The following is a 12,697-nucleotide window of genomic DNA, read 5'->3' as shown; positions in this document are numbered from 1 at the left end:
GCAGACCATGAGCTGGGGGTCACTCTTTTCAAAAGGTCAAGCCTCAAGGAGGACGAATACCTACCCAGAAAGCAATCTCACGATTACATTGTGCCTGGAATAGCAGCAAAATGGAAGTCTAATTTCCAGTTTTTAAAGAACAAATTTGGTACAAAAAATGAACGGTTAATATTACCGTTCAGGTTAAATCTCTAAATATATGATACGAGGAGGAAGGAAAATGAAAATACAGGCTATTATTCTGGGTGGCCTCCTGGGAGTCTTTACCGGCGGGGTCTGGTGGTACCTGGGTCTGGTTTCAGCTCTGCTGGGGGCTTTGCTCGGTATCGGACTGATGGTCATCTTGCTTAAATATTTCACCTATGATCGCCTGACCTGCGGGATTGGGGGAGCAGTGACATTAGGTTTGGTGGGGGGTGCTATCGTTCCCAAAAACTATGTTTTCCCGGGATTTTTCTTGGCCTGACTCTGGGAATCTGGCTCTACAGTGGCTTTTTCTACCAGTTGTTGGGTAAGATGAAAGAAAAGGGAAGATATCTGGCTCTGCCGGGGGAATTACTCTGGAAACCCCTCCTTGCCGCATTAACTGTAGTTCTCAGTGAAATGGACGTCGGCCCCTGGCTGGCATTGCCGCTGGCTTTACTGGCTACTAACTCCTGGGGCTTTATTCTGGCTCACAATCAAAAGCGGCCGGCCCTGGGAGCAGTACTGACTATCTATGGCAGTATCATGGTATTATGGTTTGGCATTGACATTGCTCCCATCCTCTTTTTGCCCAATAGCGGGCTCTACTGGGCAGGCATGGTACTGGGACTGTTTTTGCTGGCCCTGGCTGTCCTGGCCCTGGTATTTCCGTACTGGCATCTGGCTTTAGGGCTCATTATCCTTGTCTTATCTGTGCTTTCCTATGTAGGGGCCGCCGGCGGAGTTTTGCTGGGCGGTTTGTTGAGCTTGCTGGGCGTTGCCTGATTTTGGCCTGGGCAGGGAATAAATATAAAGAAAAAACCATAAATTTAGCCCAATAATGGCAGGAATTTTACTATTCCTGCCGAATATATTTTTATCCGGTAGTGGAGGCGAGAAAATGGATATACGCTGGAAAGCGTGGCTGGTATTTCAGGAAAAAGCTGTCGGGGGAAGTGGCCTGATCAATTTGCTGAAAGCGATTCAACATTATGGCTCATTAAATCAGGCTGCACAGAATTTAGGCATTTCTTACCGGCAGGCCTGGGGCAGGTTGCGCAAAGCGGAAATTGCATTGCAGCGGGAACTGGTTTATAAACAGACCGGGGGTGAAAACGGAGGGGGGATGATTTTAACTGAAGACGGAGAGAGGCTTTTGCTATTTTTTGAGCAACTGACTGCAGAAATGGAAGCGGTCATCCGCCACTGGCAACAAAGAAAACCTTTTTAAATTTTTTTGCATTCGTTATGCACAATTCAACAGAACGAAAGGAAGGATGGTTATGAAAAAAATTGGCATTTGGTTATCGATTTTAATGTTGCTCGTAATTAACCTGGTGGGCTGTAGCTCCGTAAGTAGCTCCGTAGAAGAGAAAGCGGTAAAATCAGTAGAAGAACAGGCGAACAAGGAAATTATTCTGGCAACGACCACCAGCACTCAGGACTCTGGTTTGCTGGATGTACTGGTACCTGCTTTTGAAAAAGAAACAGGCTATAAAGTGAAAACTATCGCGGTAGGGACCGGGCAGGCTCTAGCCCTGGGAGAACGGGGTGAGGCTGATGTACTGCTGACCCACGCCCCCGCTTCCGAAAAAAAGCTGGTTGACCAGGGGCTGGTGACTGATTACTCCCTGGTAATGCATAATGATTTTATCCTGGTCGGTCCGGCGGAAGATCCGGCGCAAGTCAAGGGTAAAGATATTAAGGAAGCCCTGAAAAGGATTGCGCAAAGTCAGTCACTCTTCCTTTCCCGGGGAGATGATTCTGGTACCCATAAGTTTGAGCAAAAGGTATGGGAAAAAACTGGGATCAAACCCGCCGGCAAATGGTATCAGTCTACAGGGAGCGGTATGGGACAGACATTAAATGTAGCGGCGGAAAAAAGAGGGTATACCATTACTGACAGGGGTACTTTCCTTGCTTTAAAAGATAAAATAAATCTGGAAATTCTGGTACAGGGCAGTCAGGAATTAAAAAATATTTACCATGTCATGGCAGTGAATTCTGCTAAATATCCCAAAGTTAATGCCAAAGGAGCTAAAGCTTTTATCGCCTTTTTGCTCAAACCGGAAACCCAGCGCATGATCGGGCAATTTGGTGTTGATAAATATGGCCAGCCGCTGTTTTATCCGGATGCAGTCAAACAATGATAAAGTAGGTGTAAGGGATGGATTTAATCTGGGAAGGGATGGTTCAGGCAATACAATTACTGTTCAAAGGGGATAGGGAGACCTGGGCCATTATTGCCCTTTCTTTGCGGGTTTCAGGCACAGCTACTATCTTAAGTCTTGTCATAGGGATTCCCCTGGGTGTGTACCTGGCTTTAGGAGATTTTCGGGGGCGGCGCTTGCTGGTGACTCTGGTTAACAGCGGTATGGGTATGCCGCCGGTGGTAGCTGGTCTGCTGGTGACCATTTTGCTCTGGCGCAATGGGCCCCTGGGTTTCTTTCATCTTCTTTATACCCCTGCCGCCATGATCATAGCTCAGGCTTTGATTGCTACTCCGATCATTGTGGGGTTGACCATGGCCGCCATTCAACAGATTAATCCCAAACTGATCTGGCAGCTGCAATCTTTAGGAGCCAGCCCTTTACATATTATCGTGATCCTGCTCAAGGAAGCCCGTTATTCCCTGCTGGCAGCAGTCATGGCCGGATTTGGAGCAGTGGTTTCGGAAGTAGGTGCTTCCATGATGGTAGGGGGCAATATCCAGGGGGAAACCCGGGTTTTAACCACAGCAACAGTAATGGAAGTAAGTAAAGGCAATTTTGGCCTGGCCATGGCTTTGAGTTTTGTTCTGCTATTTTTAAGTTATGGAGTAACCTATCTGCTCACCCTGTTGCAGCAAAGGAGAGGTTGAAATGGGCTGGCCGCTGTTACTGGAAAATCTACAGGTAAAGCGCGGGGGTAAGCTGGTACTTGCCTTGCCGCGCTTAGAGGTTGGAGCCGGGGAAATCATGGCGGTGCTGGGTCCTAATGGGGCAGGCAAAAGTACATTGCTGCTGACAGTGGCCGGGATCCTCTGCCCCAGCCAGGGCAGCATTCGCGCCGGGGAAATGGTCTGGGGCCCGGGCCGGGACCCTTATCAATGGCGCCAGGCGGTAACCCTGGTTTTTCAGGAGGCATTGCTGGTCAGTGGAACCGTACTGGATAATGTCACCCTGGGGCTGAAATTTCGTGGCCTATCTGCCCGGGAGCGGGAACAGCTGGCCGGGCCCTGGCTGGAACGGCTGGGCCTGACGGAGCTGGCCCGGCGCCGAGTTCAAGATTTAAGTGGAGGGGAAGCTCAGCGGGTAGCCCTGGCCCGTGCCCTGGTTCTTAAGCCCCAGGTGCTCTTGCTGGATGAACCTTTTGCCGCTGTGGATGCACCTACCCGTAGCCGTCTCCTGCGGGAATTGCGTCTGTTATTGAAAGAAACGGGCATCACCACCCTGTTCATTACCCATGACTTTCGGGAATTGCCGTTACTGGCTGACCGGGGGCTGGTACTGTTGCAGGGGCAAATGGCTCAGGTGGGAACGGTGCGGGAACTGGCCGAACGGCCGGCTAGTGAGGCGATAGCTCGTTTTTTTGGGGTGGAAAATCTCTGGCCTACCGGAGGAAGTCTGCCGGGTTTAAAGGAACTGCCGCCCGGTCTGGGGGCTATTCCGGCCCGGTGCGTGCGAATCCTCGGCGCCAAACCGGCTGTAGCCGGTGAGAGCTGGCTTTGGCCTGGGAAGGTAAAATATGTGGAAGAACACTGGGATGGGGTTTACTATTGTCTCCTTTGTGAAGGACTGGAAGTTTGGGGCTGGGCAGATAACCAGCTGCGGCTGCAATTAGGGGAACAGGCCTGGGCAGTAATCAATAAAAAACAGTTACATTATATTGAAACCCGGAATAGCCTAAATTTTTTGTCAGATCAAGAAGGACTTCCGGGTTAGTTGGCGAATATATTATAAATGGAGACCTGCCTTGAAACTGAATATACGGGGGAGGAAGAGGTCGGGAGAGACCCTTAAAGGGCGCCGAAGGAGCAAGATGGGCGGTTGGCGGCCGCAGATCAAAACTCTCAGGCAAAAGAACTGACTTCAGACCCCACTCTGGAGAGCTTTCGGGTAGACTGCCAGGTTGCCCGAAACACCCAAGGGGAAGCCCGTAACTATTGCGGGTAATCTCTCAGGTAACCAGGACAGAGAAAAGCCAAAAAGGCTTGTCTCTGTCCTTTTTATTTGTCCCCATTGGCACATACTAATGTTAAGGAGGTGTTCCTGTTGGCAGAATTGAAACGCACTCCCCTTTATGAGTTGCATATAGCCGCCGGAGCGAAGATGGTGGATTTTGGGGGCTGGGAAATGCCGGTTCAGTACAGTGGCATTATCGATGAACACCAGACCGTCCGCCAGGCAGCAGGTCTTTTTGATGTCTCCCACATGGGGGAAATTACCGTTAAAGGCCCCGGGGCCCTGGCCTTTCTGGAAAAGTTGCTGCCCAACCAGGTGGCCAGGTTAGCAAAAGGGCAAATCCTCTATTCTCCCATGTGCTATGAACACGGTGGCACGGTGGATGACCTGCTGGTATACAAGGAGGATGCGGAGGAATATCTCCTTGTAGTCAATGCCGGCAATACTGATAAGGATTATGAATGGATCAAGCAGCTGGCCCCGGCAGGAGTGGAGGTGGAAAACATTTCCCATACTGTGGCCCAGCTGGCCATTCAGGGACCTCAGGCTACTGCGATCCTTAAGCCCCTTACTCCCGTTCAGTTAGATGCTATTCGCTACTACTGGTTCACCCGAGGTGAGGTTGCGGGCATACCCTGTATTATCTCCCGCACCGGCTACACCGGGGAGGATGGCTGGGAACTTTATTGTTCACCGGACCAGGCCAGGCAGCTCTGGCAAACCCTGCTTACGGCTGGACAGGATAAGGGTATTAAGCCTATCGGTTTGGGGGCCCGGGATACCCTGCGCTTTGAGGCTGCTATGCCTCTATATGGCCATGAACTGAGCGAAGATATTACACCCCTGGAAGCTGGCCTGAAGAGATTCATCGCCCTTGATAAACCGGAAGATTTCATCGGCAAGACTGCTCTTACGGCCCAGGCTGAAGCAGGACTGAAGCGCAAGCTGGTAGGTCTGGAAATGGTAGAGCGGGGCATTGCCCGGCAGGGTTATCCCGTAGTTTATCAGGGCCAGGAAATTGGGATGGTTACATCCGGAACCATGGCTCCAACCCTGGGGAAAAACCTGGCCATGGCCCTCATAGCTGCTGATGTGGCCCAAACTGGTCAGGAAGTAGCCGTTATGATTCGTAACAAGGAAGTAAAGGCAAAAATCGTTAGTTTGCCTTTTTATAAAAGAGGGAGGTAATTGAGTATGAGCAAAGTGCTGGCAGATTTAAAGTACACCAAAGATCATGAATGGGTAAAAATTGAAGGAAACATGGCGATTATCGGCATCACAGACCATGCCCAGGAAGCCCTTGGCGATGTGGTATTTGTGGATTTGCCGCCGGTGGGCACTGAAATCACTGCCGGTGAAAGTTTCGGTACTGTGGAATCCGTGAAGGCTGTTTCCGACATCTACGCTCCGGTAACCGGCAAAGTGGTGGAAGTAAACCAGGAGCTTATCGACGCCCCTGAAAAAATCAATGAAGATGCCTATGCTGCCTGGATGGTCAAGGTGGAAATCAGCGAAGAACCGGCGGATTTGCTGACTGCTGACGAATACGAAGAATTGCTGGCCAACGAATAAGAGCGAGGGGGCATAACCGCATGTATATACCGCATACCGAGGCTGAGCGGCGGGAAATGCTGGCCGCTATGGGAGTGAACAGTATTGAGGACTTGTTTGCTGACATTCCGGCGGAAGTGAAAATGCAGCGGCCATTACAGATTCCCGGGTTTAAGAACGAGATGGAAGTAGCTGCCCATTTGCGGGAACTGGCTGCCAAAAACGCCAGCCTGCAGGAATATGTATCCTTCCTGGGGGCAGGGGTTTATGACCATCATATTCCCGGTGCCGTAGATCATATTCTCCTGCGTTCCGAGTTTTACACAGCCTATACTCCCTATCAGCCGGAAATAAGCCAGGGGACGCTGACTGCGATTTTTGAATTCCAGACCCTGATCTGCCAGTTGACTGGCATGGATGTGGCCAATGCTTCTATGTATGATGGGGCTACAGCCACGGCGGAAGCGGCCCTGATGGGCTGTGCAGCCACCCGCCGGCCGCGGATTCTGATTTCCACTGCCGTTCATCCTGAATACCGGGCCGTGGTGAAGACCTATGCCCGGGGCCAGGGGCTGGAAGTGGTGGAAATCCCCTATGAAGACGGAGTAACCTCTGAAGCTGCGTTACGGGAACAACTGGATACATTGGCTGGGGTGGTGATTATCCAGCAACCTAACTTCTTTGGCTGTCTGGAGCAGGGCGAGAGGATTGGTGAGATGGCCAAGCAGGCTGGGGCCAAATTTGTGGTTATCGCTGACCCCATTTCCCTGGGCCTTTTGACTCCTCCTGGTGAATATGGTGCGGATATCGTGGTTGGTGATGGCCAGCCCTGGGGCAATCCTCCCAGTTTTGGCGGACCTTCTTTTGGCTTTATGGCTGTGAAAGAGGAGATGGTAAGACGGATGCCGGGCCGAATTGTCGGCCAGACCGTTGACAATCGGGGCCAGCGGGCTTTTGTTCTCACCCTGCAGGCCCGGGAACAACATATTCGCCGGGAAAAAGCTACCTCCAACATTTGTTCCAACCAGGCTCTCTGTGCGCTGGCTGCCACTATTCACCTGAGTTTGCTGGGCAAGCAGGGGGTTAGGAAAGTTGCCGAATTGAATGTGCAAAAGGCCCACTATCTCTTTGAGGAAATGAAAAAACTTCCCGGCTTTGCACCAGCCTTTACAGCACCCTTTTTCCGGGAATTTGCTATCAAGACTCCTCAATCGCCCCGGCGGATCAATGAAAAGTTGCTGGCCCACAAATTTATTGGCGGTTTGGATCTGGAGTGGGTTTATCCCGAACTGACCAGTACCCAGCTGTGGACAGCCACTGAAAAACGAACCAGGCAGGAAATAGACCGTCTGATCGCAGTGCTGGGGGAGGTGAAGTAAGATGGCCAAACTGATTTTTGAGCTCAGCCGCCCTGGTTGTGTTGGTCATCCCCTGCCGGATTGTGATGTACCTGCCCGGGAGCTGGCTGAACTGTTACCGGGAGTGGAATTAAGAGAAGAAGTAAAGGGCTTGCCGGAAGTGAGTGAAGTGGAAGTCATTCGCCATTTCACCGAGCTTTCCCGTCTCAATCACGGGGTGGATTCCGGTTTTTATCCCCTGGGCTCCTGTACGATGAAATATAATCCTAAAATCAATGAAAATACCGCTCGCTTACCCGGTTTTGCCTGGCTGCATCCCTATCAGCCGGAGGAGTCGATCCAGGGGGCTCTGGAGTTGCTGTACCAGACCCAGGAGTATCTGGCGGAAATTGCCGGTTTGCCGGCAGTGACCCTGCAACCGGCAGCGGGGGCGCACGGGGAATATACCGGGATGATGATCATCAGGGCCTACCATGAGAGCCGGGGGGATAAACGCACCAGGGTGATTGTTCCTGACTCCGCCCATGGCACCAACCCGGCTACTGCCGCCATTTGCGGCTATTCAGTGGTAGCGGTGAAATCCGATGAGCGGGGCTGTGTGGATGTGGAAGCCCTGAAAAAGGTGATGGATGAGCATGTCGCTGCCTTAATGCTGACCAACCCCAACACTCTGGGTTTGTTTGAAGAAAACATCCGGGAAATTGCGGAAATCGTGCATAGCAAAGGCGGTTTGCTCTACTATGATGGGGCCAATGCCAATGCCATTATGGGAATTGCTCGGCCGGGAGATATGGGCTTTGATGTAATGCACTTTAACCTGCATAAGACCTTTTCCACTCCCCACGGGGGCGGCGGCCCTGGTTCCGGTCCGGTAGCAGTGCGGGATTTCCTGGCACCTTTCCTGCCTGTACCGGTTGTAGTGAAAGGCGAGGATGGTTACCGCCTGGATTATGACCGACCCAAGTCCATTGGTAAGGTGCGTTCCTTCTATGGCAACTTCGGGGTGGCAGTTAAGGCCTATACTTACATGCGGGCTCTGGGCGGAGAAGGCCTGAAGGCTGTCAGCGAAAATGCTGTACTTAATGCCAACTACTTGCTCAGTCAGCTGAAACAGCATTATTATCTTCCTGTTGACAGGATTTGCAAACACGAATTTGTGCTCAATTCCAAAAAGCAAAAACCTTATGGTGTCAGAACTATGGATATAGCCAAACGGTTACTGGATTATGGCTATCATCCGCCTACGGTCTACTTCCCGCTGATCGTGGAGGAAGCCCTGATGATCGAACCCACAGAAACGGAGTCCAAACAGACTCTGGATGAATTTATTGCCAGTATGATCAAAATCGCCCGGGAAGCGGAGGAAAATCCGGAGCTGCTGACATCAGCTCCCCATACTACCCCCATTGGTCGGGTAGATGAAGCCCGGGCGGCCAGACAGCCTGTATTGAAATGGGATGGTCAATAATGGAAAAGAAATTACAAACGGCCTGGCAAGTGCGCCAGGCCCATTTTCCCCCCAGAATTTATTTTGACCGCCCCCATGCAACCAAAGGGATAAGTGTGACCGGCAAGGAATGTGCCCTGAATTGCAGTCATTGCGGTGGGCATTATCTGGAAAAGATGGCTGCTTTGAAACCAGAAATCTTAGGGCAAGCTAAAAGCTATCTGATTAGCGGCGGCTGTGATGGTCAGGGCCGGGTCCCCTGGTCCCGCCAGCTGGATCTACTGCTCCAGGCCAAAGGAAAGAGCCGCTACAACATGCATGTGGGATTGGTGAATGAGGAGGAAATTCCAGCTCTGGCCCGGATTGCTGATGTGGTTTCCTTTGATTTTGTTGCTGATGATGCTACCATCCGCGAAGCCCTGGGCCTGGAAAAAACGGTGGAAGATTATGTCCGGGTCTATCAGGCTCTCAGGCAAAAGGTCAGAGTTTTGCCCCATATTTGTATCGGTTTGCGCGGAGGAGAGGAAAGCGGGGAAGAAAGAGCGCTGGATTTGCTGGCCGAGCTGGGGACCGAGGGACTGGTTTTTATAGTCTTTACCCCGACTCCCGGCACCCGCTATGCCGATCGTCAGCCGCCGCCCTTAGAACGAGTGGTGGATTTGCTGAGCGAGGCCCGTTTGCGTTTTCCTAATTTGCCCATTCACCTGGGGTGTATGCGGCCCAAAGGCAAATATCGGGCCCGGCTGGACGAACTGGCCATCAGGGCCGGGATCAACCGGCTGGTGCAGCCCACCCCGGGAGCTGTTCAGCTGGCGCAAACCCTGGGACTGGAGATAGTCTACGGGGAGGAGTGTTGTGTACTATGATCAAGGTTTCAGCGGGTACAGCCCATGTACTGGGGCTAAAACAGCTTAAAACCGATGCCCCTCCCACCACCGCCTATTTGATGGCGGGGGAAAAGTGCAGTCGTTCCTGTGGCTTCTGTCCTCAAGGCCGGGACAGCCAGAGCCGTTCTGATCTCCTCTCCCGGGTGACCTGGCCGGGTTTTCAGATGCAGGAAGTGGTGCCCCGGATTGCTGCTGCTTTTCAGTCCGGGGAGATCAAACGCACCTGTTTGCAAGTGGTTAACAGCCGGGAGGCCTGGCTGCAAACCCGGGAGATGATTGCAGAACTGACACGGCAAACCGATGTGCCCATTTGCCTTTCCTGCACACGCATGGATATGGCTCGGCTGGAGGAAATGCTGGCTGCGGGTGTAGAACGGATTGGACTACCTCTGGATGTAGCCAATCCTGAACTTTATAGCCAGATCAAGGGCGGTTCCTGGGGTGAACAGCTGGCTTTTATCGAAGCTGCCGCCCGAACTTTTCCGGGGCGAATTAGCACTCATCTCATCGTTGGCCTGGGAGAGCGGGAAGAAGAAATTTGCCAGCTGCTGCAGCGTTTTACCGACCAGGGAATAACAGTGGCTCTTTTTGCCTTTACCCCTGTGCCGGGTACAGCTCTGGCAGACCGGCCGCCACCACCGCTGGCCCAGTATCGCCGCATCCAGGCTGCCCACTGGTTAATCAAAAACAAACTGGTCAGGGTAGAACAAATGATTTTTACTGCCAGTGGTCGCCTGGTTTATCTGGGAGCCAGGGAGCAGTTACGGCAATGGCTGGCCTGTGGCAGGGCATTCCAGACCAGTGGCTGTCCAGATTGCAACCGGCCCTATTATAATGAGAAACCAGGGGGTATTATGTATAATTATCCCCGGCCGCTGACTGAAGCAGAGAGAGAGCAGGAACTGGCTTTCCTTTTCAGCAGTCTAAAAACTGAGCCGAAGGAGGAGGAACAGTGCAGTGGCGCTTGATTGATAGTGGCAGCATGGACCCTTACTGGAATATGGCCGTGGATGAAGCCATTCTGGAAGCAGTAGCTGCTGGCCAGGTTCCTCCTACCCTGCGCTTTTATGCCTGGCAGCCTCCCGGTCTGTCCCTGGGGTATTTTCAGCGGCTGCAACAGGAAGTGGACCTGGTTGCCTGTCAGCGGCTGGGAGTAAAAGTAGTGCGCCGCCTGACTGGAGGCAGAGCGGTTCTTCATGAACATGAGCTGACCTATAGCCTGATAGCCCCGCAGGACCATCCGGCGGTTAGCGGTTCAGTGCTGGAATCATATTTAAAGATTTCCCGGGGTCTGCTGACAGGTTTAAAAAATCTGGGGATCGATGCATGTCTGGCAGAAGGTAAAAGCGGAACAGAACCGGCTTCTTCAGCCTGTTTTGATGCTCCTTCCCGGTATGAACTGACGGTAGAGGGCAAAAAATTAGTGGGCAGTGCCCAGACCCGCAAACAGGGAGTGGTTTTGCAGCACGGTTCCATCCTGGTGCGGCTGGAGACGGAGAAACTTTTCGCCTGTCTCCGCTTTCCCAGCGAAGAAATGCGGAGGCGGCTGCTCAGTAATTTTCACCAGCGGGCTATCACTATTGGTGCGATTCTGGGACGGGAACCGGAATATGAGGAACTGGTAACTGCCTTTACAGCTGGCTTTAGCCAGGGCCTGGGTATAGAACTGCAAACGGGTTTGCTTACAGAGCAGGAAAAGGCACAGGCAGCAATGCTGGTAGCGGAAAAATACAGCCAGGAAAGCTGGAACAATTTACGATAACTAATTTTTATTTTTATCATAAGTAATAATTGGGTATAATATGAGCGGGGAGAAGGGGGCTGGGTCCCTCCACGGACTGCAAATCCGCTCGGCCTGGACGTAACCCGTCCGGGGGTTGGTTCGATTCCAACTCTCCCCTCCATACCGGTACTGTTACCGGTATTTTTTTTAACTTGATTATAACAAAAAGTTATTAGCCAGATAATAATAAGTTATTGTATAATTTAACAGAGCATTGTTGATAAGGGGATGGAATAATGGGGAAAACTGGAGTGTTTGTCTGCTGGTGTGGGTCCAATATCGGTGGTGTTGTGAATGTACCGCAAGTGGTGGAAGCTGTACGTTCATTGCCAGGAGTAGTGCTGGCAACAGATCACAAGTATACTTGCTCTGAACCAGGGCAACAGATGATCATTTCGGCTATCCAGGAGCATGGTTTGGAACGGGTGGTAGTTGCTTCCTGCTCTCCACGCATGCACGAGCTTACCTTCCGTAAAACCCTGAAGCGAGCTGGTTTGAATCCATATATGCTGGAAATGGCTAATTTGCGCGAACATTGTTCCTGGATTCATTCTCATCTACCCCAGCTGGCCACAGAAAAGGCTATTGCCCTGGTCAAAAAAGCCATTGCCAAAGTTAGTCGGGCCAAACCGTTGTTTGAAGATTTTTTGCCTATAAATAAAAGAGCACTGGTGATAGGGGGCGGAATAGCCGGGTTGCAAGCTGCTCTGGATATTGCTGAACACGGCTATGAAGTGGTACTGGTAGAAAAAGAGCCAACCATTGGTGGTAAAATGGCAGCTCTGGATAAAACTTTTCCTACCCTGGACTGTTCAGCCTGTATATGTACACCAAAAATGGTGGAGGCAGCCCAGCATCCAAAGATAAAAATTTATACTCTGGCGGAAGTAGCTAAGGTTGAGGGCTATCTGGGCAATTTTACTGTTACCGTTCACCAGAAACCACGGTATATAGATCTGGCCAGATGTTCCGGGTGCGGCATTTGTGAAAGTAAGTGCCCGAGCAAGGTAGCCAGTGAATTTGAACAGGGCCTGAGCATGCGAACAGCCATTTATAGACCTTTTCCCCAGGCTGTACCCAATAAACCGGTTATCGATGCTAGAAATTGCCGTAAAATTCAGGAAAATAAATGTGGTCTCTGTGCTAAAATTTGTCCCAATGGAGCTATTGATTACACTCAACAGGAGGAATTGATCCAGGAACAGGTAGGAGCGATTGTGGTAGCTACCGGTTATGAGCTATTTGACTGGACCAGATATGAGGAATATGGCGGGGGTAGATACCAGGATGTCATCAGCGGTTTACAACTGGAACGCCTGTTAAAT

At 51.5% G+C, this 12,697-nt stretch carries 15 protein-coding genes, 1 tRNA gene and 1 riboswitch; all 16 genes read left to right on the top strand.

Translation table 11 applies throughout. From position 1 onward, the window contains the following. Nucleotides 1–195, top strand: a 195-nt coding sequence (locus JDF658_RS14665) for a hypothetical protein (protein WP_207651243.1), incomplete at its 5' end; no start/stop codon positions are given. 25 nt (nt 196–220) lie between these two features. Then, nucleotides 221–466 (top strand): hypothetical protein, encoded by a 246-nt coding sequence (locus tag JDF658_RS10625; RefSeq protein ID WP_079907599.1) that lies wholly within the window; start codon nt 221–223, stop codon nt 464–466. Between the two features lie 50 nt (nt 467–516). After that, nucleotides 517–969: a DUF6114 domain-containing protein gene (locus JDF658_RS10620; RefSeq protein ID WP_079907597.1), complete on the top strand. Its 453-nt coding sequence runs from the start codon at nt 517–519 to the stop codon at nt 967–969. A 115-nt stretch (nt 970–1,084) separates the two neighbouring features. Then, complete coding sequence (locus JDF658_RS10615; protein ID WP_159446620.1) at nt 1,085–1,414, top strand: winged helix-turn-helix domain-containing protein; 330 nt, start codon at nt 1,085–1,087, stop codon at nt 1,412–1,414. Nucleotides 1,415–1,466: 52 nt separating this feature from the next. Beyond that, the gene (locus JDF658_RS10610) at nt 1,467–2,333 is read left to right on the top strand and encodes a substrate-binding domain-containing protein (protein WP_079907594.1); all 867 of its coding nucleotides are present in this window, start codon (nt 1,467–1,469) and stop codon (nt 2,331–2,333) included. 17 nt (nt 2,334–2,350) lie between these two features. Further along, nucleotides 2,351–3,043, top strand: a complete 693-nt coding sequence (locus tag JDF658_RS10605) for an ABC transporter permease (RefSeq protein WP_079907592.1) — start codon at nt 2,351–2,353, stop codon at nt 3,041–3,043. A gap of 1 nt (nt 3,044) precedes the next feature. Then, nucleotides 3,045–4,106 carry an ABC transporter ATP-binding protein gene (locus JDF658_RS10600; RefSeq protein ID WP_079907591.1) on the top strand — a complete coding sequence of 354 codons (1,062 nt, stop codon included), beginning with the start codon at nt 3,045–3,047 and terminating at the stop codon, nt 4,104–4,106. 52 nt (nt 4,107–4,158) lie between these two features. Beyond that, a riboswitch (glycine riboswitch) is annotated at nt 4,159–4,260 on the top strand. A gap of 176 nt (nt 4,261–4,436) precedes the next feature. Next, complete coding sequence (gene gcvT, locus JDF658_RS10595) at nt 4,437–5,534, top strand: glycine cleavage system aminomethyltransferase GcvT (protein WP_079907589.1); 1,098 nt, start codon at nt 4,437–4,439, stop codon at nt 5,532–5,534. A 6-nt stretch (nt 5,535–5,540) separates the two neighbouring features. Further along, complete coding sequence (gene gcvH / locus JDF658_RS10590) at nt 5,541–5,918, top strand: glycine cleavage system protein GcvH (protein WP_079907587.1); 378 nt, start codon at nt 5,541–5,543, stop codon at nt 5,916–5,918. 20 nt (nt 5,919–5,938) lie between these two features. Continuing rightward, nucleotides 5,939–7,276 (top strand): aminomethyl-transferring glycine dehydrogenase subunit GcvPA, encoded by a 1,338-nt coding sequence (gene gcvPA, locus JDF658_RS10585; RefSeq protein ID WP_079907586.1) that lies wholly within the window; start codon nt 5,939–5,941, stop codon nt 7,274–7,276. Between the two features lies 1 nt (nt 7,277). Next, nucleotides 7,278–8,723, top strand: a complete 1,446-nt coding sequence (gene gcvPB, locus JDF658_RS10580) for an aminomethyl-transferring glycine dehydrogenase subunit GcvPB (RefSeq protein ID WP_079907584.1) — start codon at nt 7,278–7,280, stop codon at nt 8,721–8,723. Beyond that, complete coding sequence (locus tag JDF658_RS10575) at nt 8,723–9,568, top strand: radical SAM protein (RefSeq protein WP_079907582.1); 846 nt, start codon at nt 8,723–8,725, stop codon at nt 9,566–9,568. The genes gcvPB and JDF658_RS10575 overlap by 1 nt, the downstream gene beginning before the upstream one ends. After that, the gene (locus tag JDF658_RS10570; RefSeq protein ID WP_079907581.1) at nt 9,565–10,557 is read left to right on the top strand and encodes a radical SAM protein; all 993 of its coding nucleotides are present in this window, start codon (nt 9,565–9,567) and stop codon (nt 10,555–10,557) included. The genes JDF658_RS10575 and JDF658_RS10570 overlap by 4 nt, the downstream gene beginning before the upstream one ends. 14 nt (nt 10,558–10,571) lie before the next feature. Beyond that, complete coding sequence (locus JDF658_RS10565) at nt 10,572–11,351, top strand: biotin/lipoate A/B protein ligase family protein (RefSeq protein WP_078665075.1); 780 nt, start codon at nt 10,572–10,574, stop codon at nt 11,349–11,351. 46 nt (nt 11,352–11,397) lie between these two features. Continuing rightward, nucleotides 11,398–11,493, top strand: a tRNA-Cys gene (locus JDF658_RS14460). Nucleotides 11,494–11,608: 115 nt separating this feature from the next. Further along, a partial coding sequence (locus JDF658_RS10560) for a CoB--CoM heterodisulfide reductase iron-sulfur subunit A family protein (RefSeq protein ID WP_143311989.1) occupies nt 11,609–12,697 on the top strand: 1,089 nt, incomplete at its 3' end.

Origin of the sequence: Carboxydocella sp. JDF658 (assembly GCF_002049395.1) — a bacterium.
In the GTDB taxonomy this organism is placed as follows: domain Bacteria; phylum Bacillota.
This window is presented reverse-complemented; position numbering and strand designations above follow the sequence as displayed.